Below are 21981 nucleotides of genomic sequence, written 5' to 3'. Positions count from 1 at the left end.
TATGTTTTCTATCCAATCAATTCAAAAGAAATTTGGGAAACGCAGCTTATTTTCTGATGTAACGCTAGACTTGCAGGCTGGAAAGGTCTATGCCTTGATAGGTGCCAGTGGTAGCGGAAAAACGACCTTGCTGAATATTTTAGCCAAGTTGGAGTCCTATGATGCAGGTGACATTCTCTACAAGGGGAAGGATTTGAAAAAGTTGAAGCCCCATCTCTTTTTTAGGGAGGAATTAGGCTATCTCTTTCAGAATTTTGGTCTTTTAGAAAGTCAGACAATCAGAGAAAATCTGGATTTGGGACTGATTGGTCAAAAATTGTCCAAAGACGAAAGGAAATCGAGGCAGGAAGCGGCACTTGATGCAGTTGGTCTGTCTTATCTGGACTTGTCCCAGCCTATCTATGAACTATCAGGAGGGGAAGCTCAGCGGGTAGCACTTGCTAAAGTCATCCTGAAAAATCCTCCATTGATTTTAGCAGATGAGCCGACGGCTGCCTTAGATCCTAAGAGCTCCCAAGAAATTATGGATATTTTGTTATCCTTGAAGAGCCCAGATCGGCTAATTGTGATTGCGACCCATAATCCTTTGATTTGGGAGCGAGCAGACCTTATCATAAAAATGGAAGACTTGTAAAAATTCATACTCTTCGAAAATCAAAATTATCTGTTGTCAAGAGCCTTGATGAGTGAAAAGCTCCGGTGGAGCTTTTCAGCCTGTTACCTTGAAACAAGACAGTAACAGAGTTCTATCTTCGGCTTCGTTTCCTAGGCCACTTTGGGTTTTCATTGAGTATCAGAAAATATTCTTGATTTTTTCGTGAAATTAGATTAAAATAAAACTAGATAAAACTGAATAACCGGTTGATATTGGGTAGAAGGGAAACTGACTGTTCAATGGACGGAACTCTGGAGAGACCATTTTGGCACCGAAGGGGCAAGGTAGTTCTGCTTGGAAAAGTAGAGCTACTGAAACTCTCAGGTAAAAGGACAGAGCGTTGAAAAATAGGCTTTTTCTGTATTTTTCACGTTGATTCTAGAGGTTGAAGAGTTCAGCCTCTTTTTGTTTTTCCGGCAGCTTTATCGGATTAAGAATTATGCTTAGGAGGAACTATGTTAGAACTATTTAAGGCTATCAACAATCTTGTTTGGGGACCGCCTCTCTTAATACTTTTGGTCGGTACGGGTGTTTACTTTACACTCCGTTTAGGGATGTTTCAAGTTAGCAAGTTACCAACCGCCTTTCGTCTGATTTTCTCTAGTGACCAGTCTGGTCAGGGAGATGTGTCTAGCTTTGCAGCTCTTTGTACAGCTTTGGCAGCGACAGTTGGTACGGGAAATATCGTCGGTGTGGCAACGGCTATTACGACAGGTGGACCAGGGGCTCTTTTCTGGATGTGGGTAGCAGCCTTTTTCGGGATGGCAACTAAGTATGCGGAAGGATTTTTAGCCATTAAATACCGTACCAAGGATGCCAACGGTCAAGCAGCAGGTGGACCTATGCATTATATCACCTTGGGGATGGGACAGAAGTGGAAACCCTTGGCTGTTTTCTTTGCTATCTCAGGTGTCCTCGTAGCGCTTTTGGGGATGGGGACATTTTCACAGGTTAATTCGATTGCATCTTCCATGTCTTCGAGTTTTGGATTAGCTCCCCAGTTGGTCAGCATGGTAACAGCCATTTCAATTGCTTTCTTTATCTTTGGGGGAATTGAAAAAATCTCGGATGTTTCGACCAAAATCGTTCCTTTCATGGCGATTTTATATATTTTGGCAAGTTTGATAGTCTTGTTAGTTCACTGGAATGAACTGCTTCCGACACTTGGTTTGGTTCTGAAATCTGCCTTCTCACCTGCAGCAGCAGTAGGTGGCTTTGTAGGGGCAACTGTAAAAGAAGCAATCCAACGTGGTATTGCGCGTGGAGTGTTTTCAAATGAATCTGGTCTAGGTTCGGCGCCTATAGCAGCTGCAGCAGCCAAATCTGATAATGCTGTTGAGCAAGGCTTGATTTCTATGACGGGTACCTTTATCGATACGATTATTATCTGTACCTTAACAGGTTTGACAATCTTGGTGACAGGTCAGTGGTCTGTCGAAGGATTGGAAGGAGCTCCTCTGACACAGGCAGCTTTTGCAACAGTTTTTGGCAATGCAGGATCTATTGCCTTGACGATTAGTTTGGTACTTTTTGCTTTTACAACTATTCTCGGATGGTCTTACTATGGTGAACGCTGTATCGAGTTTCTATTCGGTACCAAATCCATCTTGCCTTATCGTCTGTTATTTGTGGCAATGGTAGCCCTTGGTGGTTTCCTCAAACTAGACTTGATTTGGACCATTGCCGATATTGTAAATGGTCTCATGGCCCTACCAAACTTGATTGCCTTACTAGCTCTCTCTCCTGTTATCATCAAGGAGACACGCCAGTATTTTGCAAAGAAGAAATAAGATAAAAGACAGTCGTTTGGCTGTCTCAGATTGAAGAAAAAGTCCATTTTGGACCAATTTTCTTCAATCTTTTTCTTTATGTTAAAAATAAAAAACTCTCAGAAACGTGAAATATCAATGTTTCTAGGAGTTTAATGACTTGCTATCTTTCGCAAACTTCTTCAATTTTTAATATTTTTAGGAGTTTGTCTACGTTCTAAGTCAACCACTTGGCTGTCTTTTTGTTCTTTTAGGATGTTTTCTGCTATAATGTCCACCCCTCAACGAGCAGTCCATTAGTTATTATTCTACGAGCGAGTTTTAGTTCGCTCGTTTTGTCTTATAGTTCTCCAATAAATCGGTAATGTAGTTCGATAGTGACTTGTCGTTTTTTGCCACGTCCAGTTGGTTGGTGAATGATAATTTTGTCAATTAACTCATTCACTAACTGCGTTGTTAAAGTTTCGAGTTTTGTGTATTGGCGGATAGTTCGCATAAACTTATCAATACCTTTACAACGGTTGGTTTGAAGTTGCTTGATATTTTAGGTATTGAAACCGATGATAATTTCTTTGAAGAATTATCCAAGCTTTTTGTCGAGCAACACACTAACCTACCGATTGATTTTTACCTTGCGCCAGTTGAGAAGGTGGAGGAGGCAGGAAGTGTGGAAGAATTAGAGGGGTATCGATTATCGTAAAAATACCCCAGCTTATTCAGCTGAGGCATTTCTAATCATCCCATTCTTTTACAAAATAAACTTCTATCCGCAAAACTTCAAGCAGGTTTCTACAAAATTCTTTTTCAGTTTGACTATCTATAACCGCTTGAAGTTTTACCATAAATTCCCAAAGTGTGGCGTTAATTTCGTAGATTTCGGTATGTTTGGTAAATTGCTCGAAACTTGTTACGGCGTAGCTCATAACGCCGTTTTTTACGGTCAAATTATAAATAAACGCAGGCAAGCTTACGACTGGCAAATACGCTCCAAGTTCGGTACAATCCAATTCGGGCATTTCTGGTATCAAACCCCAAAGCGTATGTTGGCGAATTTCTTCACCAAGTGCTATTAATTTTTGTTTGGCTTTGTAGTCGTTCATAAATTCCTTATCTGTTAAATTGTTATTACTGGACAATGATAACTCTCTTTACTAAGGAAGTCCAGTCTTTTTCGATGTAGTTTTTACAATCTTGAAATGGGCTTCAAAAGAAGAAACCAAAGAACTAAATCAGAAGTTATATGGGCAGGAAATAGCGATACAGAGGATTAATTATCAAGGGTAGTTATTAGATAGTGATAGATATATTTTTTGATACAGTATGGGAAATTCATATTGAGCTTGCTTGATTTTGAGGATAGCGATGGCTGGCTTGTCCTCGTATTTTAGATTCATCTCGCCCGTCCATCCATTATTGAAGGTTACAGGGACTTTATATAGTAGTAATAAAATACCTTGACCGCCCTCAAAAATAACCTTAAATGATAATAAGTCGCCTGACAAAATACCCCAGAAATGGCGACACCCCGCCAACAAAATCTCACTCGAAGCGAATAGCGATGGGAATAAGAAAACTAGAAAAATTTCCAGGCAAGTGGGTATGATACTAGGTTTATAAACTTTGTGCAGAAGTTAAAGTAACTATCTCGGAGAAGCAAAAAAGTCCCATATACGGGACCAATTAGTTATTTATTCCTTTTGCTGTAAAATGCTATAAAAGAAATAGTAGATAGTACAATTAAGATTCCAACAACCACTACTATTCCATTGACAGAATTTGATTTGGTTTCGGTTGGCTCTTCTTCAATATATTGAGTATCTTCAGATTCCTCAGCAGAAGTTGATTCCTCTGTCTCAGAAGCAATTTTATCGGCTTCTATTTCGTCTAATTTTTCTTGGACACCTGGAACTTTGTTAAAATCTAAAGCTTCCCAAGATTGCCCGTTAGTTGATAAATCAAAGTTTGATGAACCTTCAGAGTAAAACATAAATAGTATAGCGTCATCATATTGATTGTGAATATCGCTATATACAATGTTATTTGTGTATACGTCCGTAACTGCATATGCAGATCTACTACGCACAAAAGCGATACCAGTAAGCGTTTGTCCATATAAACTCTCTGGTAGAGGTAAGACCTCGCCCTCTAGTACATACATCTTGAATGGAACGCTTAGAGGACCACCAGCATACCCCCAGCTGAAACTGTCAAATACTCTTAATGCGAAATCTGTATTAAATTTTGAGCCATCATAGTCTAATACATAGTAACCGTCTAAATGAATAAATGGGTCTTCGAAACGAGGATCATATTCTCCTCTGAGAAAGTATCGATCCTTGTAGGATACTATTTGCTCGTCATTATTAAAAGGACCTCTCTCAACCAGATCATCATAAGAGATAGTAAGCGGGAGGGGAATTTTATTATCTACTGTGACAAACTGGTTTCCGCGAACTGAGTCGTGCATAACGGAATCTATAGTTCTTCCAGGTATGGTGGGAGAGTCGATTGTGAAAGACTCCCCAGGTTTCAGATAAATTACGAGGTCTTTGACGTTAGAACCCACAACCCCTTTAAGCAAGAATGCGCGAACGTCATCATCATACTTGCGGTCTCGGTTTCCGATTATGCCGTAGAGATTGTCTGGATTCTCTGCACCTGTGGCTAGTGGCGCAAATCGTATATTGTTATCTTCGTAAAGTGATAGTGGCGTAGGTTCTGCGAAAACAGTATTACTATTCAGGGTGAGAAGTAATATACAGTAAGCAATGATGCTTGCAAGTATTTTTTGAATCTTTTTCATAATTACCTTTCTAACTAACATTATGTTATTTAAATTGAAGAACTTCAATATATAATTTTCCAAAGAAATTATAATTTCTCACGTTTATCACTGTTTGTCGAATTTTGTTTAGTTTGGTTGCGTTTATTTTTATATGAGTCCTCTAAATGATATACACCTCTCATCAAAATGCGGTACAAAATATTTCCACCTATAATGATTCCGATAACGAGGATTACATAAAGTGTTTCTGCATTCATTTTTAATCTCCTAAATCATTCTATTTTGTTGTATGGTATTGGATGACGCGACGTTCAACCGTTGCATTGTTATCAAGTTTTTTGATAGCTCGCTCGACTTGAGTCAATAAGACATTGTAAGGATTTTCTATAATACTCTTCTCACAATTATATGTGTTGGTGATAACAAGCATATATGCTTTTTCTTCATTTCTAATTTCAGACGCTAAAAGAGCGAGAACATAGCTTTCCTTGATAATGATATTATTCGTTATTTTGAAAACAGCATCACCGTCATCTGTTACGTTTAACAGTTGGATATGGTTATCTTTGAAACTCCCCATATCCAATACGGATAATATCTCTTGAACAGAACTAATTTTGCTTGAAAAGAAGCAATGCTCTTGAGATAAAAATAATTTATCTCGCGATTCGATGGCTCCTTGATTGAGTAGCTCATCTCGGCGTTGCCCTATGAAAAAATTGCGGATACAATAGATAAAAATACCTATTATACAAGCAATTATTATCTTTTCCATAAAATCCCTCCATTTTTTTCTTCAAAATCCCTGCTACAATAGGGTTTGAGTGTGTTTTAGTGAACGGTCGTTAACTAAAACAATGAAAAATCAAAAAATGCCGACTTGGCAAGGCTTCAAAAACCCCGTCAAATCAGCATTTCTAATATTTTTTATTGATAACTTTGATTGTTTTAACAAACGACTGTCTGCTAAAACATTTTTACGAGTTTAATTTACTATTTTTTCTAGCTTTTGTCAACGATTTTTGGGTTAATTTTTCTGTTTATTTGGATATTGTTACGCTTCAGGACGCTGTAAATAGTAGCCGTGGAAATCTGGAACTGGCTGGCGATGTCTCGAACGGTCATTTCTTCTTCCAGATAACTTATAATAACTTGTTTTTCTTTGGATTTTGATATGCCTTTATTGCCTAATTTCACACCGCGTTCTTTGGCTTTACGCAGTCCATCTTTGGTGCGTGTTGAAATGGCTTGAAGCTCCCACTCTGCCACATAGCCCAGCATCAGGCAGAAGAATTTGCCGGTTAGTGAGTCTGTTTCGATTTGTTCATGTATGGATTGAAGACGGATGTTATATCTAGTTAGCTCCGAGATGATAGCAGATAGGTGGAGCATTTTTCTGGTCAGGCGGTCTAGCTTATACACCACAAAGCTGGTTTCTATGCCACTTTCAGCACAATCCTTGGCGAGCTTGAGAGCTTTTTGAAGTTGCGGGCGGTCTTGTTTGCCACCCGATTCTTTTTCGATGTAAAGCTTGTCACAGAAACTCAGGGCTTCTTTTTGAACTTCTAGCCCCAGTTCTTGGCGGTTGTCTGTTGAACTAACACGGGCGTATCCAATGATGATAGAGCCTTTTTCTTGATATCGCTTGATGATTTTCTTCACATTTCCCTCCTTGCTTTACTATTGTAGCAGGGATATCATGGTAGTGTTCCACTCTTGACAACTCTCAAAATTTAATGTATGATAATATCGAAGAAGTTGGGGAGACCCATAAACTAATTTAGACTGGACGGAAAAACACCTTCAAAATAATTCAACGATAAAACAAAAACAAATCGTTCAGATAAGGTGACAGAACCATAGATATTCCAGTTTTCTGGAAGCCATCTATCTTTTCTATTAACGCTATCATAAAGAACGGTTTAGTGTTTGTGGTTGGGTTGTTTTGTGGGTGTTTTATAATTTAAGAAGGCTTGCTGCGTTACTTATTTCTTTTAGTTTATTATCCTAAAAGAAAGGAGGGTGTTGCCTATGCCAAGATTAGAGAAAACAAGATTGATTCAAGTATCTGAAGATGTTGTTCAACCGATGCTTGACTCAACACTTGAAAATCTGATGTATAGTTCAGCTACAATGTTCATCAACCCAAATCTTTTTACGATTGTTGTGTTTATGGTCAATGTGCTGTTGGTCGCTATCCTTGTTTACTTGAAATATCGAATGGTGTTTCTAGTAGAACAAAGCAACAATGAAGCCCTTAAGGCTTCATCCACCTCTTGCAAGAGCAAGAAAAAACCGCGACGATTCCATCGTCACGGTAGATAAAATAATTTCAAAACACCCACGGTTTTCCAGTATGAGGAATTCTAGTATGAGTTTTGAAATGAGCAATCAGTCTGACTAGTACCAGTAGTCAGTTGCCTTCTTAAATGTAAAGAACTATTCCTCTTTTGGAATGGTTTTTTATTGTTGATAAAATGAATGTTTTCAGAAAATTTTCAAGATTCTGAAAGGTTCATTTTTTAAGTAACAACTATGCTATTCTATCACATCTCAACCGATAATGCAAGCTTGGGGACTCTCGAAATTTCAAAAAATAAAAACTAAAAGTTAGCCATCTACTACCTATTTTACCATAATATATCATAAAATGTGCTGATTTTACTGCATTTTTACAATATTTTTTCGTTACTATGTTGTTAACTTGTGAAATCCGAACATTCCCTCATAAATCTATTTATTACTAGGATTATTACTTATCTTTAATTTCTAAAACATTCACAATGCTTTGTAATATCTTTTGCCCCCAAACTTCACCTCGATTTATTTTCTTATTTCTTCAGAATACCGACGAACAAAATCTTATATAGACCATTTGGTGTTAACTACTAAAAATTCAAAGGCTTAAATCTCCCTTTCCAACAGGACTTTAACATTCGATTCAGTTTTACAGAATATAACATAGAATATTAAGGTGTGTTACAATAGTGTTATAGAAAAAATACGAAAGATGTACTGCAATGAAAATTAAAGAAATTAGAATTAAAGGTTTTAAAAAATTTAAAGAATTGAATGTGGAATTTAATGATGATGTTTCAGTGATAGTAGGAGAAAATGAAAGCGGGAAATCCAGTCTTTTGGTAGCTTTAGATATAGTCTTGAATCAATCTATTTTTAATCGTTCAGATTCATCATTTGATAGATATCTAAACAAAGAAGAAGTTCAGGACTTTTTCGATAACCCTAGCAAAGATACACTTCCAAGAATTGATATTGAAGTATTTTTAGATTTTGGAAACTCTTTGAAGGCATCAGAATTTTCTGGATTGCACTACGATAACCCTAAAAACAATGAATGTCGTTGTGGTATTAAGTTCGAATATAGTCTCGATATGGACTTTTTGAACGATGTTAATTTTTCTGAGTTTGCTCAGAATAATGTAGTTCCGATCGAATATTATCGCTCTTCATGGACCACGTTTCAAGGGAAAAGTTATAAGCGTCAACTACTTTCAGGTGATATCATTTTTTTAGATAATTCTACTCAAAAATATGACTTATTTGGTGGGTATGCACGGAGTCTTTATAATGCTAAAGTAGATTCGGTAACACATCGACAGATAGCCTCTAAATTTAAGCAAAGTCTTCAAAGTTTTATTACTAACCAGAAAACAGAATTGGAAATTGATAGCGAGAAACACATTGGATTTGATTCCAGCAAGACGGATATTCTTAAATTAATTGATATTTATGAAAATAATGTTTCGATTCAAGATATGGGAAAAGGTAAGGAAAACCTAATAAAAACAGAAGTATCTCTATCGAATGGAATATTTGATGTTATTTTTATCGATGAACCTGAGAACCACTTAAGCTTTACCAATACGAGAAAATTAATTAATTTACTAAAACAGAGAACTACCGAGCAAGTGATTATTGTATCTCACAGCTCTCTGGTGGTAAGTAGACTTGATTTAAAAAATGTAATATGGTTGTCAGATAAAGAAATAAAAAAGTTAGAAAAATTAGATAGTGATACATCAATGTATTTTTCAAAAATTGACAACTTGGATGTTTTAAGGTTTATATTGGCTGAAAAAGTAATTTTAGTTGAGGGGGCTGCAGAATATATCATCCTCCCAGCTATCTACGAGAAAGTTGTAGGTAGTAGACTTGAAGCGGATGGTATTGAAATAATTTCGATGGGTAGCATTTCCTATGAAAGATATCGCAAAATTGCAGAGTCATTAAATAAGAAAGTTGCAGTAATTACCGATAATGACGGTAAAGATGAACAATATAACAATACGGATTTATTTAGTATTTTTTCTGACAGTAATTGTGATAATTGGACACTCGAAGTCGCTTTTTATAATAAAAACACGGAGTTTTTTGATGAAAAATATAAGAATAAACAGACGAAGGCAGAATATGATGGTAAAACAATGGCCAAAGCGTGTGCGCATATGTTGAAAAATAAAACAGAAAATGCTCTACTTATTGAAAGTGAGATTAGCTCACTCTCTCTTCCGGAATATTTAATTGAGGCGGTTCAATGGATAAAAGAGTAGTATTGGCGTCCGCAGGTGCTGGAAAAACGTATTTTATTGCAAATGATTTTTCTGATAAAGAACGAGTATACCTTATTACATTCACTCATCGAAATGTTGAGAATATTCGTAAGGAATTATTGAAGCGTTTTGATGGGATGATGCCAGAAAATATTCGAATTTCGACATTTGATTCATTTGTTTATAATCAATTAGTTCGACCTTTTGAACCTGTGGCTAATTTTCCAGGTATAAAAAGTAGAGGGGTTGAGGTAAATATTAAACCTTCAACAGACTCTCGTGATTATGGTAACTATTTTAAGCTAGATAATCCTAATCACTTTTTATTAAATGATAAATTCTATGTAACAAGGTTAAGTAAGTTTTTTATGAAACAGAATCGTGATTTTAAAAAGAATGCACTTAATAGATTGAAATATTTTTGTGATACGATTTACATAGATGAGTTTCAAGATTATAACGGCTGGGATTTTAAGCTTATAGAATATCTTATGAAGTCACCTGAAACCAATGTTGTTGCTGTAGGTGATATATTTCAAAGCTTGGTTGCTAATATACGAAGAGACGGTAACGGCTCAGACCTTCCATTTTCTATAATATCTTCTGTTGATGATTTGTCCCAAAAATTACCTAAAAAAGTCATAATTGACACAACTACTCTAGTAAAAAGTCGTAGGGTAGCTCCGAAAGTTTGTAGCTTTATCAATAATCATTTAGGTATTCCAATCGAATCTTCATCTGATAGTAACGGAGAAATTAAGTGGCTAGATAATATTTCTGATGCTACACCTATATTAATGAACTCTAATATTCCCAAATTGGTTTGGGATAATAGGTTTAAGTGCCCAGGTGTTAGTAATTTTATTAATTGGTCTTACTCAAAAGGTGATACCTATCCTAAAACTTGCATAATACTAACCAAACCAACCAGCACTCTATCAAATTGGGATACTCTATCCAATGAAGTACGAAATAAGCTATATGTTGCGTTAACTCGTTCATTGGGGGATGTTTATTTGATTTCCAGTACTATTTTTGCGGAATATAAGAACAGCATATAAATTGTGGGTATAGGTTAATCTTAATCTTGGACTGCTGTCTGGGCTGTGGTATAATTATCTCATGAATGATTTTATTACCAAGTATTTGTCTCAATTTAATATTGAGGCCATTGTGACAGCAGGTCTAAATAAGGTTTTATCGCTTGTTTTACTCTTTGTTGCATTTTACATTATCAAGAAGATAGCCAAAGCTTCTGTGAAAAAGGTTTTGGTTCCCTCTCTAAAGGTATCTACACAAGACATTGGTCGTCAGAAGACCATCAGTCGTCTGGTGGAAAGCATCCTAAATTACCTACTCTACTTTATCCTTATCTACTGTATTTTGAGTATCCTCGGTTTACCGGTATCCAGTCTTCTTGCAGGAGCCGGGATTGCTGGGGTAGCTGTTGGGCTGGGCGCACAAGGTTTTCTCTCAGACTTGGTCAATGGATTCTTTATCTTAATTGAACGACAGTTTGACGTCGGAGATGTGGTTAAGTTAACCAACGGACCCATTACCATTTCAGGAACCATCGTTAGTATGGGAATCCGAACAACACAAGTACGTGATGCAGATGGGACATTGCATTTTATTCCCAATCGCAACATTCTAGTGGTGTCCAATCAGTCAAGAGGGGACATGCGGGCTCAAATCGATATTCCGCTCAAATTTAATACCGATTTGGAACAAGTCTATCGCGTAATAGAAGAGGTCAATTTGAGAGAAATCAGCAATTTTGACCAGATTACAGGTGTGACTGTATTAGGTCCCCAAAACGCTATTTCGGGACAGTTTGTATTTCGTGTTAATCTTTTCGTAGCCAACGGTCAACAGAACAAGATCTATCATCAATTCTTTGGTTTTTATCAAGATGCTCTGCGTCAAGCGGGAATAGATTTACCTTCAAGTGGGCCAACTGTTTTAAAATAAGGAGTTTATTATGCAAACAAAAGATTTTGTCGTTGAAAATGGGCAGATGTACTATAAGAAGAAACCCTTGTACAAACAGCCTCTCTTTTGGACAACCATTGCTGGTGCCGTTCTCTCCTTTATCCTAGGAGTAACCTGTTTTATTTTTATGATTGGCCTAAGCGCAGCAAATTTTGATAATTGGGATACAGGTAGTGACGGATACATTGACGAGACTGTGGAATACACGGAGTACCAAGTTGGTGACTCAGTTGATTTTTCTGATGGTCTTCATGTGACAGTAACGTCTATGGGCAAAGACGATAGCGTAGAACTAGTAGATAGCTATTACAGCACAGCTTATGTTGTTGAAATGGAAGTTGAAAATTCGACCGCAGAAGAACTCTATTTTGATGAATACTATTTCAGTCTCATTGATCCGGTTAGTCAGATTCCGTTTTCTCTGGATTTACGGACCTACGATGTGAATCTAGTTGAAAAGTTGAAGCCAGGAGAGAAAGTACAAGTAAAACTTATCTACGGTATAGATGATGAAACAAACTTTGGTTTTACCTACGAAGATGCCATGTGGACAGAATTAGTCGCAGAAGGTATCTAATCGCTGTAGAAAAAGTTTTAAATACTGCACAATTTTGCGGGTTTATAACGCTCCTTGGTTCAGATTGTTCGGCTTGATAATCGACCTATCTGTTATTTTTACATTTAAAAAAGGAGAACATATTTATTCACTGTTCTCCTCTTTTTTTTAACGAAAAATACCCCCAAAATTAGCACGTCAATTTTGGGGGCGTTTTTATTATAGTTTAGTAAACTAAAAGTAAGCTTATACCAAACCTTGGGCAATCATGCTATCCGCAATTTGTTCAAAGGCTGCGATGTTAGCACCTGCAAGGTAGTCTGTACCAAGGTCGTATTTTTCAGCAGTTTCTTTGGCTGTGTTGAAGATGTTTGCCATGATGTCTTTGAGACGGCCGTCTACTTCTTCACGTGTCCATGACAAGCGAAGGCTGTTTTGGCTCATTTCAAGGGCAGATACGGCTACACCACCAGCATTGGCTGCTTTTGCAAGGCCGTAAAGAACGCCATTTTCTTTGTAAACTTTGATAGCATCAAGGTCAGATGGCATGTTGGCACCTTCAGCCACACAGTAAACGCCATTTTTCACAAGGGCAGCAGCTTGCTCGCCGTTGATTTCGTTTTGAGTCGCACATGGAAGGGCAATGTCAGCCTTGCCATCGTAGTTCCATACAGAACCTTCGAAGTACTTAGCAGTTGCTTTTTCTGCAGCGTATTCTGTCAAACGAGCGCGGCGTTTTTCTTTGATGTCCACCAAGAGGTCGAAGTCGATACCAGTTTCGTCAATGATGTAACCATTTGAGTCTGAAACAGAGATGACTTTTGCACCGAGTTCAGTCGCTTTTTGAACAGCATATTGGGCAACGTTACCAGAACCTGAGATAAGGACTGTTTGGTCTTTGAAGGATTTACCGTTTGCTGCCAACATGTTATCAGTGAAGTAAACCAAACCGTAACCAGTTGCTTCTGGGCGGATTAATGAACCACCGAAGCCAAGAGGTTTACCAGTCAAGACACCTGCATCAAACTGGCGAAGGCGTTTGTATTGACCGTACATGTAACCAATCTCACGACCACCGACACCGATGTCACCAGCAGGGACGTCAAGTGAAGGTCCGATGTGTTTTTGCAATTCAGTCATGAAGCTTTGGCAGAAGCGCATGATTTCAGCGTCTGTCTTGCCTTTAGGATCAAAGTCTGAACCACCTTTACCACCGCCGATTGGAAGACCAGTCAAGACGTTTTTGAAGATTTGCTCAAAACCGAGGAACTTCAAGATGGATTGGTTTACAGTTGGGTGGAAGCGAAGACCGCCTTTGTAAGGACCTACAGCTGAGTTGAACTGAACACGGTAGCCACGGTTGACTTGAACATTTCCATCTTTATCTGTCCATGGAACACGGAAGCTGATGATACGCTCAGGCTCAACGATACGGGCCAAGATGTTTTCTTCGATGTATTCTGGGTGTGCTTCAAAAACAGGCTCAAGTGTAGAGAAGAGCTCTTCTACAGCTTGGAGGAATTCTGTTTCATGTGGGTTGCGGGCTTTGACTGCTTCAAAAGAAGCTTGGATGTAAGCTTTGGCATTTGACATGGGATCACCTGATTTCTTTTTTATTCATTAAATTGTCTGACAATTTAATTTATCTGATAATTATTATAGCACCATGATTTTTAAATGTAAAGAAAAAAATGATAATTTTTCTAAACTTTCTGAGCAAGTTGCGAGTAGACAAAAAGTAGACTTTCTTTACATACGAACATTGACAAATGAGGAATGATAGTATAATATAAAAGTTGTAAGTAAAATATAGGGGTAATATATATGAAAAAGAAATCTGTTGCTATTCCAGTAACGCTTGCTACAGGTGTTTTAGCTGTTGGGACAGTTGGTTTTCAAGCAAACCAAGTCAGTGCCGATACTATTGTTCCTACTGTCTCAGAAGAACAAACTGCACCAGTAAAAGTTGTTAGTGAGCAAGAGCTTGCAAGTGCACAGGCAGCTGTGACAGAAGCTGAGCAAGTTGCCCAAGCTGCTTCAAATACTGCTACGGTTAAGGAACAAGTTGCTGCTAACGCTGTTCAAGGCGTTGTGGAGGCGACTGATAATCTAGCAAAAGCTGAAGAGCTTGTAGCGAAGGCTACTGAGGAAGAAATTGAAAAGACTCAGACTACTATAGAAGAGTTAAAAGAAACAGCTGCCAGTCAAGAAACAGCTCAAACTCTTGCTGAAAAGGAACTGGCTGAGGCTAAGAAGGCTGAAAAGGTTCCAGCTGAGAAGGTGGCTCAAGCACAGACAGCCTATGAAAAAGCTAATTCTACATTATCTGCCGCACAAGCTACGGCTACTGCAGCAACTAACCAAGTTGCCGAAGCCCAAGCCTCTCTTGCAACAGCAGAGGCAAATGTAGCGACAACTACCAACCAAGTTGCAACTGCTGAGCAAGCAGTTCAGGCAGCCCAAGCCGCTTTGCAAACGGCTGAACAAGCTGATAAGGAAACAGCTCAACAATTGGCGGTAGCCAAGGAGAACTTAGCTCAAGCCAAACAAGCACAGGCTGCTGCTGAGGCTGATTTGGCTAAAAAAGTAGCTGCGGTGACTACGGCTGAATCAAGTGTTAAAGAAGCTCAAGCGGCAGTTGCAGCAGCAGAAGCATATCTAGCTAGTTTGGTTTCAGATGGAACAGAATTAACTCCGCTAGAATTCTTCGGAGCAGAGGTTGAAGAGCCGTCTGAAGGAAATGCTATGGTGGGTGTGTCAGGCACCTTCTACGAACCTGATCAAGCAGCTATCTTAGCTAGAATTAATGAAATTCGTAAGGAAGCTTTTGATGAAGGCCTTGTAGATCGTTATGTACCTCTTAAGTGGTCAACTATTTTAGAGTATACAACTCAAATTCGTGCTGCAGAGGCAGAGTATACCTTGGGGCACATTCGTTGGACAGATAAGAGCGTCTTTACTGTAGACACTGATAATCCTGAAATTGTAGCCGTACGTTCTGAGAATTTGGCTTGGAATTTTGGTCGATCAGGTGATGCAATGTTGACGGCTATTGAGCAGTTCTACGCAGAAAAAGAAGATTTTGTGAACCAGACTCCGGATGCGGTAGTAGGTCACTATGTATCACTAATCAATCCGAATTACACCCATACAGCCCTATCAGCTTTCTTGTCAGCTGGCAATGATGGGTGGACAGGTGTGGCACAACACTTTACTGTAGGGGATACCTCAGAAGAAGCGGTTGGTTTATACGGTGATGCCGTACAGATTTTAGAAGCCAAAGAAGATTATTTATTTGATTACGAATTGCTAACGCCTGAAATAATATCAGATGTCAATCAGAATATAGTGCTGAATGTTTCGGCAGTTTTTGCCCCTTACGATGACTATGCCCGTGTCGTATCTGTTTATTCAGGACTAACTTGGGAATCTGCTGACGAGAACATTGCTGTAGTTTCAGAATCAGGCGTGCTTACAGGTATCTCAGAAGGCGAAACAAGCGTGTACGTAACCTTCCCAAATGGCAAGAAAGAAACGGTCAAAGTCAAAATAGTTGATATTCAAAAAGCACGCGATGCAGTTGAGCAAGCTAAAGCGAATTTAGCGAAGCAGGAGGCCGAACTTGCGAAAGCTAAGACAGCACGTCAAGCGGCACAGACAAGTGTAGAGACTGCGAAAGCTACCGTTGCAAATCGTCAAACAACTTATAACCAATTATTATCTGTTGAGTCTAAAGTAACGAAAGCTCAAGCAGAACTTGATAAGGCTCAAGCTACTCTTACGGATGCAAAAGAAAAAGCAGCCACTGCAAAACAAGACTTAACTACTGCTGAGCAGACACTTGCTGATAAAGAACAAGCAGCAAGTGTTGCAAAACAAGATTTATCAGTCGCTCAAGCAGCACAGACGACTGCAAAAAATGCTTTATCAGAAGCACAGGCAAGCCTATCCGCTTTACAGGAAGTAACTGCAACGAAAGAAGTAGCTTTGAAACTTGCAGAGGCTAACCTTGCCAAAACAGTCGCAGATTTGAAAGCAGCAGAAGCTTATCTTGCAAGCTTACTCAATGCACAAGAGAACTATCGTCTAGCTCAGCAGTTGCTTGAGGAAGCGAAAGTGGCGGCAGCAGAAGCTCTTGCACAACGTGATGCAGCCTTGGAAGCCAAACAAGCAGCGCAGACAGATTTTGAAACTGCTCTAGCAAAATATAAGAGCATGAGACTTGCTTATGAAGCACAGTTAGCTTTGCAAAAAGCGGCGGAAGCTAAAGAATTGAAGCAGGCTCCTGTAGCGACTCCTAAACCATTGTCAAAACCAGAAGTTTCTCAAACAAGTAGCAAGGTAACTGCAACCCAAACTAAGACTCTACCTGCAACAGGTTCTGTTGAGTCAATGTTAGGATTGACAGGTTTGGCATTGCTAGGAACATTAGCTCTTGCTAACCAGCGTAGACGTAGAAATTAATAACCTAGAGAGAGTTCCATTTGGACTCTCTTTTTAAAATACGAACATTGACAGTGATTTGCCTTATCTCGAGAGAAGCTATGCTATAATGAAACAAATAAAAAAGACGCTCTTTGTTATGCCAACTGGGAAAGCCGTCAGTTTTTTATGGCTGGTTGACAATGGTTGGCATCTATTGAGCGAAAATAGGAGGAAAGATGGTTTCAACAGCAACGACACTCGGTGGATTTACCTTTGACAACTGCCTGATGAATGCGGCAGGGATTTGGTGCATGACCAAGGAAGAATTGGATGCGGTTAAGAACTCGAAGGCGGGTACTTTTGTAACAAAAACAGCAACCTTGGACTACCGCGCGGGTAATCCAGAACCACGTTATCAGAATGTTCCGCTTGGTTCTATCAATTCGATGGGCTTGCCAAATCAGGGCTTGGCTTATTATTTGGATTATCTACTAGAATTGCAGGAAACGGAGCCAGAACGCACATTTGTTTTATCTGTAGTTGGAATGTCGCCTGATGAGACTCATGAGATTTTGAGAACTGTAGAAGCCAGTGATTTTAAGGGGCTGACAGAGTTAAATCTTTCTTGTCCCAATGTCCCTGGAAAACCGCAGATTGCCTATGATTTTGAAACGACAGAAACCATCTTGCGGGAGGTCTTCACTTACTTTACCAAACCACTCGGTATTAAGTTGCCACCTTATTTCGATATTGTGCATTTTGACCAAGCAGCGGCGATTTTTAACCAATTTCCGCTCAGCTTTGTCAACTGTGTCAATTCGATTGGAAATGGTCTCTACATCAAGGATGAGTCAGTTGTCATCAAGCCTAAAAATGGTTTTGGTGGTATCGGTGGAGAGTATATCAAGCCGACTGCTCTTGCCAATGTCCACGCTTTTTACCAGCGCTTGAAACCGGAGATTCAGATTGTTGGGACTGGTGGTGTCTTGACAGGTAGGGATGCCTTCGAACACATTCTCTGTGGTGCCAGCATGGTTCAAGTTGGAACAACCCTGCAAAAGGAAGGTGTGGCAGCCTTTGAACGCATTACGGCTGAATTGCAGGCCATCATGTCTGAAAAAGGCTACGAGACCATTGAGGATTTTCGTGGCAAGCTACAGCACTTAGATGATTGAGATCATCTGTTGAAGACATAAAAAGAAGCTAACATTGTACTGTTCTCCCAGATAGTCTTTTAGGGAGTTAGGAAGGGATAATGTTAGCTCTTTTTAAATGGTCTGTGAAGATCGACCTGATAATCGTTTGAGGAATGGGATACATAGTCGGAAACATATATTTGTGAGATGGAATTCTGATTTTATTTAGATTTTTTAGTAAAAATGTCGTATACTAATATTAGAACATCTATTTATAAGTGATGTACTTTTATGGAAGAAATAGTTTTTTGAGGGACTACTGACAGTATTTTGAACAAAGGTTCTTAAGTAGGGAGTATGAGGGTAAAGGTATGGAGAAAAGGGCGAACTCTATTCGCAGAAAACGATATGCGTCCTATCGGACAAAGATGCATTTGTTTTTTATTTGTGGCTTAGCGACTATTATCTTGGCGATTATTATTGTAAGCGAGCACCTAGTTCCTAGGCTGAATCAGGTATCAGAATCAATGCACTCAGATAATTCTGTTCGCATCATGGCCCACGGAGATTTACTCTATCACTTGCCTATTCTTCGAGGAGCAGAACAGCCAGATGGAAGTTACGATTTTTCTGAGAATTTTACCTACGTAAAGCCCTGGATAGAACAGGCTGATTTCGCTATCGCAGACTTTGAAGGGACCATTTCCCCAGATGTCGAATTAGCAGGTTACCCACTTTTTAATGCGCCTGCCATTGTCGCCAACAATATCCATGATGCAGGCTACGATTTGGTGGACTTAGCCCACAATCATATTTTGGACTCACATCTTTCTGGATTGGTTTCCACTGTCAATACATTTAGAGATGCAGGTGTGGATACAGTCGGTGTCTACGCTGAAGGCAATCGGGCAACTGCACCACTCTACATTCGGGAAGTCAATGGTATCCGTATAGCTGTTTTAGCCTATGCTTACGGTTTCAATGGGATGGAGGCTTTGCTGAGTCAAGAAGAGTATGATGCCTATTTATCGGATTTTAATATTGAAAAGATGCAGGCTGAGATTGAGCGAGCTGAGAAAGAGGCAGATATTACCATCGTCATGCCTCAGACGGGTGTGGAATACCAGTTGGAGCCTACGGAGGAACAAACCAGTCTCTACCATCAAATGGTTGATTGGGGAGCAGACATCGTTCTTGGTGGGCATCCGCATGTAGTCGAGCCTGCAGAGATTATTGAAAAAGATGGTCAGAGAAAATTGATTATCTATTCGATGGGGAATTTCCTGTCCAATCAGCGTATTGAAAGCATGGATGATACACCAAATTCCCAATGGACCGAGCGGGGTGTCTTGATGGATATAAGGATTCAGAAAGAGAATGGGCAGACAAGTATTCGGACAGCCCAAGCGCATCCAACCTGGGTGAATCGTATCTCTCAGGGAACGTATTCACTAGATGGTTATGAGCGCTTTAGCTATCAGACCTATGTATTGGAAGACTGGGTCGCTGGTGGTCGATACTATGGACAATTGGATCTAGATACACAGGCGCGTGTGGATACAGCCTATCAAGAAATGAAAGACTTTGTCAATTTATCATGGTAAGGAGAAAAAAATGATAGTTCTATTAATTGCAACAGAAGTAAGAGTTCGGTAATTGATACAACAGAATATAGAGAAAGCCTTGGAAGTAGTTGTTTCCAAGGCTTTTTATCTATCCTCAGCAGTAGATGGGTCAAAGGGAGAGGTTGAAGGGAAGGATGACTTCTCATTGAGACACCCTTGATTTGTAAATCGTTAAATTTTAGAGAAATATTCCCCTTGTTTTTTATTTACCAGTTTATCAAAATGGCTAGTATAGTGTAATTTTAACTTGTCTTCTCCTAAAAGATCGAGCACTTGTATGGCTTGTTTCATTTTTTCAATTCCTTTACCTGATCGCTTAAATTCAAAGTAGCCAGTAGCATAAAGAAAAACAGTTTGTTCATAAAAGTTTAGTTCATTGTCTAATAATTTTTTTATCTCACTAATCAAATAGGAACAATTTGAAAATTTTTCCATATCTATGCTAAGAATGAAACAATTTATAGCTAGCTGAGTAACGATTCGCTTATTGGTTTTATTTAATGAAGAATAGATGTAATTATGTAGCATTTCTTTTGTTAATAGGAAGTAGGAGTCGTAATTAATTGTTCGCACACAGTTACCTAATAAAATGATTTCATAGTAACCCCAGTTTTCAATTTTAAAGAGATAGTCTGTTAGTTGAAGCAACTCTTCATCTGATGGAACAATGTTACTGTCTAGTGTATGTAGAATGGACTTTACCATAGTTCTCACATACGGATTTAAATTATATTTTGAAGAGTTTGAAAGTAATGAGGCTATATTATCTATATTTTGCGATGAATATTGTTTACGAATATACTGCATTAATTTAGCAAATGATTCTGTGTTGGTATAATCACTATCATGAAGAATAAGAAATTCATCTAGAGAAATGTTTAATTTGTCTAAAATATTGATAAGTCGAACACAAGATATTTCTGACTCTCCACGTTCAAAACGAGATATTTGTGATTTAGAAAGATGCCCATCTGCTAGAGAACATAGACTGATTTGTTTTCCTTGTCTTACTTTTCTCAAAGTTTTTCCAAGATGTAATTTCATCTGATTTCCCACTTTCCCAACAAAAAATTGAACTAGTTTTATTTATTGTACAATAAATAAAAACGGAAAGGAAGTCCAAGTATGAAGAAAATATCAAAACTTATCCCGATTCTGGTATTGATTATGGACATCATTATCATTGTTGGTGGGTAAATCGATTAGGTGTACACCTAATTCTTTAGGCATATGCCTAAAGAATTGTTGCCTATTAGGTAATAAAGAGACGTGTACTTATCTTATCCAATAAATAGTGAGGAGGTGATACAAATATACAAGTAATAAATGGAGTAGAAAGCTGAAAGAGAATTATAGTAGTAACACTTTAATTTTTCTATATTAAATTAAATAAAGGGCAGTTGTTAGATTATAAATAAAAAATAGTATAATAGGTCCATAGATTATAGGATTTTTTATAGCTCAAGTCTTTATTATTATTGCAGGAATATTGCTAGACAGGGTTTAAATAATCTTTAGTTTTATTGTAGAATCTTTTATAGATAATTTACTAAAAAATATTATTTAACAGAAAAAATAGATTGACAAAATCTATCAAGTATGACGCTATGTATGCGAAAAAATTTAAAGGAGGATTGGCTAATGGTTAAAGTATCGTTGATAAAAAATGACAAATTGTCAAATGTACAAAATATAACAGGTTTTGCACCTGTTATTGGGTATGAGCCATGGGCTTTAAGGACGATAGAGAGTGTTAAGCAATCATTAGTAGATGGACAACCTATTTTAATCCGTATTCATTCTGCACTATCTTATCCTACAGATAGTGATAGAAATACAGCTAAGTTAGATATGGAATCTCATGCGGTATTAATTATTGGATATGATGATTTTAAGCAAGAATTCGATATTCTAGACCCTTGGAGAGTTGATTGGAACGGTTCAAAAGGGGGACTTTCAACCATTAAATACGAAGCACTTCCTATAGTATGTGTTAATGCGACGGCTGAAAAGAGTACTCGTTGTTCACTAATTCAGAAGAAAGTAGCTGTGTATACAGATAAGTTTTATAATACCAGCGTTAGTATTGATTTTGGATTTTATGTCCCCAAAGGATACATAATAGATCAAAAACAATCTAAATTTACTGAGTTTGATGTAACTGCATCTTACACTTTAAACGGATCAGTATTCACTTATCATAATATTATTCGTGGTGAATGGTGGGTAGGGCAGACTGCAAAAATGGAAATTCCGATTGGTAAGGATATTTCTGAGGAAGTAGATGTGCATTTTGCTGTATCATCTAAATTAGTGGGAGAGAGACCATACCACTATGAAGATATTATAAAATTTGAGTTTAATGAAATGGTTGATGTGACTAGTAGCTCTCAGCACAAATATAAGCAGGAATTTGACCTTAATAAGGTTGTAGTTTAAGTAATTAAAGATATCATATTTGTATATG

21 protein-coding genes and 1 riboswitch are annotated in these 21981 nt (G+C 38.2%); of the genes, 13 read left to right on the top strand and 8 right to left on the bottom strand.

The features are described from left to right. Nucleotide 1 precedes the first annotated feature (1 nt). Together K5Q22_RS05915 and K5Q22_RS05910 are read left to right on the top strand one after the other, a co-directional pair. Entirely contained in the window at nucleotides 2–634 is a 633-nt protein-coding gene (locus tag K5Q22_RS05915) for an ABC transporter ATP-binding protein (RefSeq protein WP_015646367.1), read from the top strand. Between the two features lie 262 nt (nucleotides 635–896). Continuing rightward, a riboswitch (glycine riboswitch) is annotated at nucleotides 897–1001 on the top strand. Nucleotides 1002–1110: 109 nt separating this feature from the next. Further along, complete coding sequence (locus K5Q22_RS05910) at nucleotides 1111–2445, top strand: sodium:alanine symporter family protein (RefSeq protein ID WP_205013861.1); 1335 nt, start codon at nucleotides 1111–1113, stop codon at nucleotides 2443–2445. Nucleotides 2446–2764: 319 nt separating this feature from the next. Here K5Q22_RS05910 and K5Q22_RS05905 read toward each other — a convergent pair whose 3' ends face one another. Next, the gene (locus tag K5Q22_RS05905; protein WP_239514854.1) at nucleotides 2765–2920 is read right to left on the bottom strand and encodes a DUF4368 domain-containing protein; all 156 of its coding nucleotides are present in this window, start codon (nucleotides 2918–2920) and stop codon (nucleotides 2765–2767) included. Here K5Q22_RS05905 and K5Q22_RS05900 point away from each other — a divergent pair. Then, the gene (locus K5Q22_RS05900) at nucleotides 2903–3124 is read left to right on the top strand and encodes a hypothetical protein (protein ID WP_205013864.1); all 222 of its coding nucleotides are present in this window, start codon (nucleotides 2903–2905) and stop codon (nucleotides 3122–3124) included. The two genes, K5Q22_RS05905 and K5Q22_RS05900, sit on opposite strands and share 18 nt — an antisense overlap. A 31-nt stretch (nucleotides 3125–3155) precedes the next feature. Here K5Q22_RS05900 and K5Q22_RS05895 read toward each other — a convergent pair whose 3' ends face one another. The 5 genes from K5Q22_RS05895 to K5Q22_RS05875 form a co-directional block, all read right to left on the bottom strand. Then, nucleotides 3156–3524: a hypothetical protein gene (locus tag K5Q22_RS05895; protein ID WP_205013865.1), complete on the bottom strand. Its 369-nt coding sequence runs from the start codon at nucleotides 3522–3524 to the stop codon at nucleotides 3156–3158. Between the two features lie 584 nt (nucleotides 3525–4108). Further along, nucleotides 4109–5227 carry a hypothetical protein gene (locus tag K5Q22_RS05890; RefSeq protein ID WP_205013866.1) on the bottom strand — a complete coding sequence of 373 codons (1119 nt, stop codon included), beginning with the start codon at nucleotides 5225–5227 and terminating at the stop codon, nucleotides 4109–4111. Between the two features lie 68 nt (nucleotides 5228–5295). Then, a complete protein-coding gene (locus K5Q22_RS05885) occupies nucleotides 5296–5466 on the bottom strand; it encodes a hypothetical protein (RefSeq protein ID WP_153603742.1) in 171 nt (56 codons plus the stop codon). Nucleotides 5467–5486: 20 nt separating this feature from the next. Continuing rightward, nucleotides 5487–5984, bottom strand: coding sequence for a hypothetical protein (locus K5Q22_RS05880; protein WP_044985509.1), 498 nt, complete (start codon nucleotides 5982–5984; stop codon nucleotides 5487–5489). 227 nt (nucleotides 5985–6211) lie between these two features. Further along, the gene (locus tag K5Q22_RS05875) at nucleotides 6212–6871 is read right to left on the bottom strand and encodes a recombinase family protein (protein WP_205013867.1); all 660 of its coding nucleotides are present in this window, start codon (nucleotides 6869–6871) and stop codon (nucleotides 6212–6214) included. Nucleotides 6872–7240: 369 nt separating this feature from the next. Between K5Q22_RS05875 and K5Q22_RS05870 the strand changes: the two genes are divergently transcribed. From K5Q22_RS05870 to K5Q22_RS05850, 5 genes are all read left to right on the top strand, one after another. Then, nucleotides 7241–7534, top strand: coding sequence for a hypothetical protein (locus K5Q22_RS05870; RefSeq protein ID WP_205013868.1), 294 nt, complete (start codon nucleotides 7241–7243; stop codon nucleotides 7532–7534). A gap of 695 nt (nucleotides 7535–8229) precedes the next feature. Next, complete coding sequence (locus K5Q22_RS05865) at nucleotides 8230–9780, top strand: ATP-dependent endonuclease (protein ID WP_205013870.1); 1551 nt, start codon at nucleotides 8230–8232, stop codon at nucleotides 9778–9780. After that, nucleotides 9765–10841, top strand: a complete 1077-nt coding sequence (locus tag K5Q22_RS05860) for a UvrD-helicase domain-containing protein (protein WP_205013873.1) — start codon at nucleotides 9765–9767, stop codon at nucleotides 10839–10841. Before K5Q22_RS05865 ends, K5Q22_RS05860 begins: the two co-directional genes overlap by 16 nt. Nucleotides 10842–10902: 61 nt before the next feature. Beyond that, on the top strand, nucleotides 10903–11751 hold the full coding sequence (locus tag K5Q22_RS05855) for a mechanosensitive ion channel family protein (protein WP_002937530.1): 849 nt from the start codon (nucleotides 10903–10905) through the stop codon (nucleotides 11749–11751). Between the two features lie 10 nt (nucleotides 11752–11761). Further along, complete coding sequence (locus K5Q22_RS05850; protein WP_205013875.1) at nucleotides 11762–12349, top strand: DUF4352 domain-containing protein; 588 nt, start codon at nucleotides 11762–11764, stop codon at nucleotides 12347–12349. 225 nt (nucleotides 12350–12574) lie between these two features. On the opposite strand, the gene gdhA is transcribed toward K5Q22_RS05850, so the two are convergent. Further along, nucleotides 12575–13921, bottom strand: a complete 1347-nt coding sequence (gdhA, locus tag K5Q22_RS05845; protein WP_014636785.1) for an NADP-specific glutamate dehydrogenase — start codon at nucleotides 13919–13921, stop codon at nucleotides 12575–12577. A 231-nt stretch (nucleotides 13922–14152) separates the two neighbouring features. Between gdhA and K5Q22_RS05840 the strand changes: the two genes are divergently transcribed. The 3 genes from K5Q22_RS05840 (at nucleotide 14153) to K5Q22_RS05830 (ending at nucleotide 19493) form a co-directional block, all read left to right on the top strand. Beyond that, entirely contained in the window at nucleotides 14153–16792 is a 2640-nt protein-coding gene (locus K5Q22_RS05840) for an LPXTG cell wall anchor domain-containing protein (protein WP_205013876.1), read from the top strand. Between the two features lie 197 nt (nucleotides 16793–16989). Further along, nucleotides 16990–17928, top strand: coding sequence for a dihydroorotate oxidase (locus K5Q22_RS05835; RefSeq protein WP_205013879.1), 939 nt, complete (start codon nucleotides 16990–16992; stop codon nucleotides 17926–17928). 332 nt (nucleotides 17929–18260) lie between these two features. Continuing rightward, entirely contained in the window at nucleotides 18261–19493 is a 1233-nt protein-coding gene (locus K5Q22_RS05830) for a CapA family protein (RefSeq protein ID WP_205013881.1), read from the top strand. A gap of 192 nt (nucleotides 19494–19685) precedes the next feature. Here K5Q22_RS05830 and K5Q22_RS05825 read toward each other — a convergent pair whose 3' ends face one another. Further along, nucleotides 19686–20558 carry a helix-turn-helix domain-containing protein gene (locus K5Q22_RS05825; RefSeq protein ID WP_205013883.1) on the bottom strand — a complete coding sequence of 291 codons (873 nt, stop codon included), beginning with the start codon at nucleotides 20556–20558 and terminating at the stop codon, nucleotides 19686–19688. Nucleotides 20559–20639: 81 nt separating this feature from the next. Here K5Q22_RS05825 and K5Q22_RS09910 point away from each other — a divergent pair, with 81 nt between their 5' ends. Together K5Q22_RS09910 and K5Q22_RS05815 are read left to right on the top strand one after the other, a co-directional pair. Beyond that, nucleotides 20640–20711 carry an SHP2/SHP3 family peptide pheromone gene (locus K5Q22_RS09910; protein ID WP_133057281.1) on the top strand — a complete coding sequence of 24 codons (72 nt, stop codon included), beginning with the start codon at nucleotides 20640–20642 and terminating at the stop codon, nucleotides 20709–20711. A 444-nt stretch (nucleotides 20712–21155) separates the two neighbouring features. Then, entirely contained in the window at nucleotides 21156–21953 is a 798-nt protein-coding gene (locus K5Q22_RS05815; RefSeq protein WP_029175000.1) for a C39 family peptidase, read from the top strand. Nucleotides 21954–21981: the final 28 nt, after the last annotated feature.

The organism is Streptococcus sp. 2018162 (assembly GCF_019754175.1).
GTDB lineage: Bacteria > Bacillota > Bacilli > Lactobacillales > Streptococcaceae > Streptococcus > Streptococcus hashimotonensis.
The sequence above is the reverse complement of the archived record's forward strand: the minus strand, read 5'-3'. Positions and strand labels throughout refer to the sequence as shown.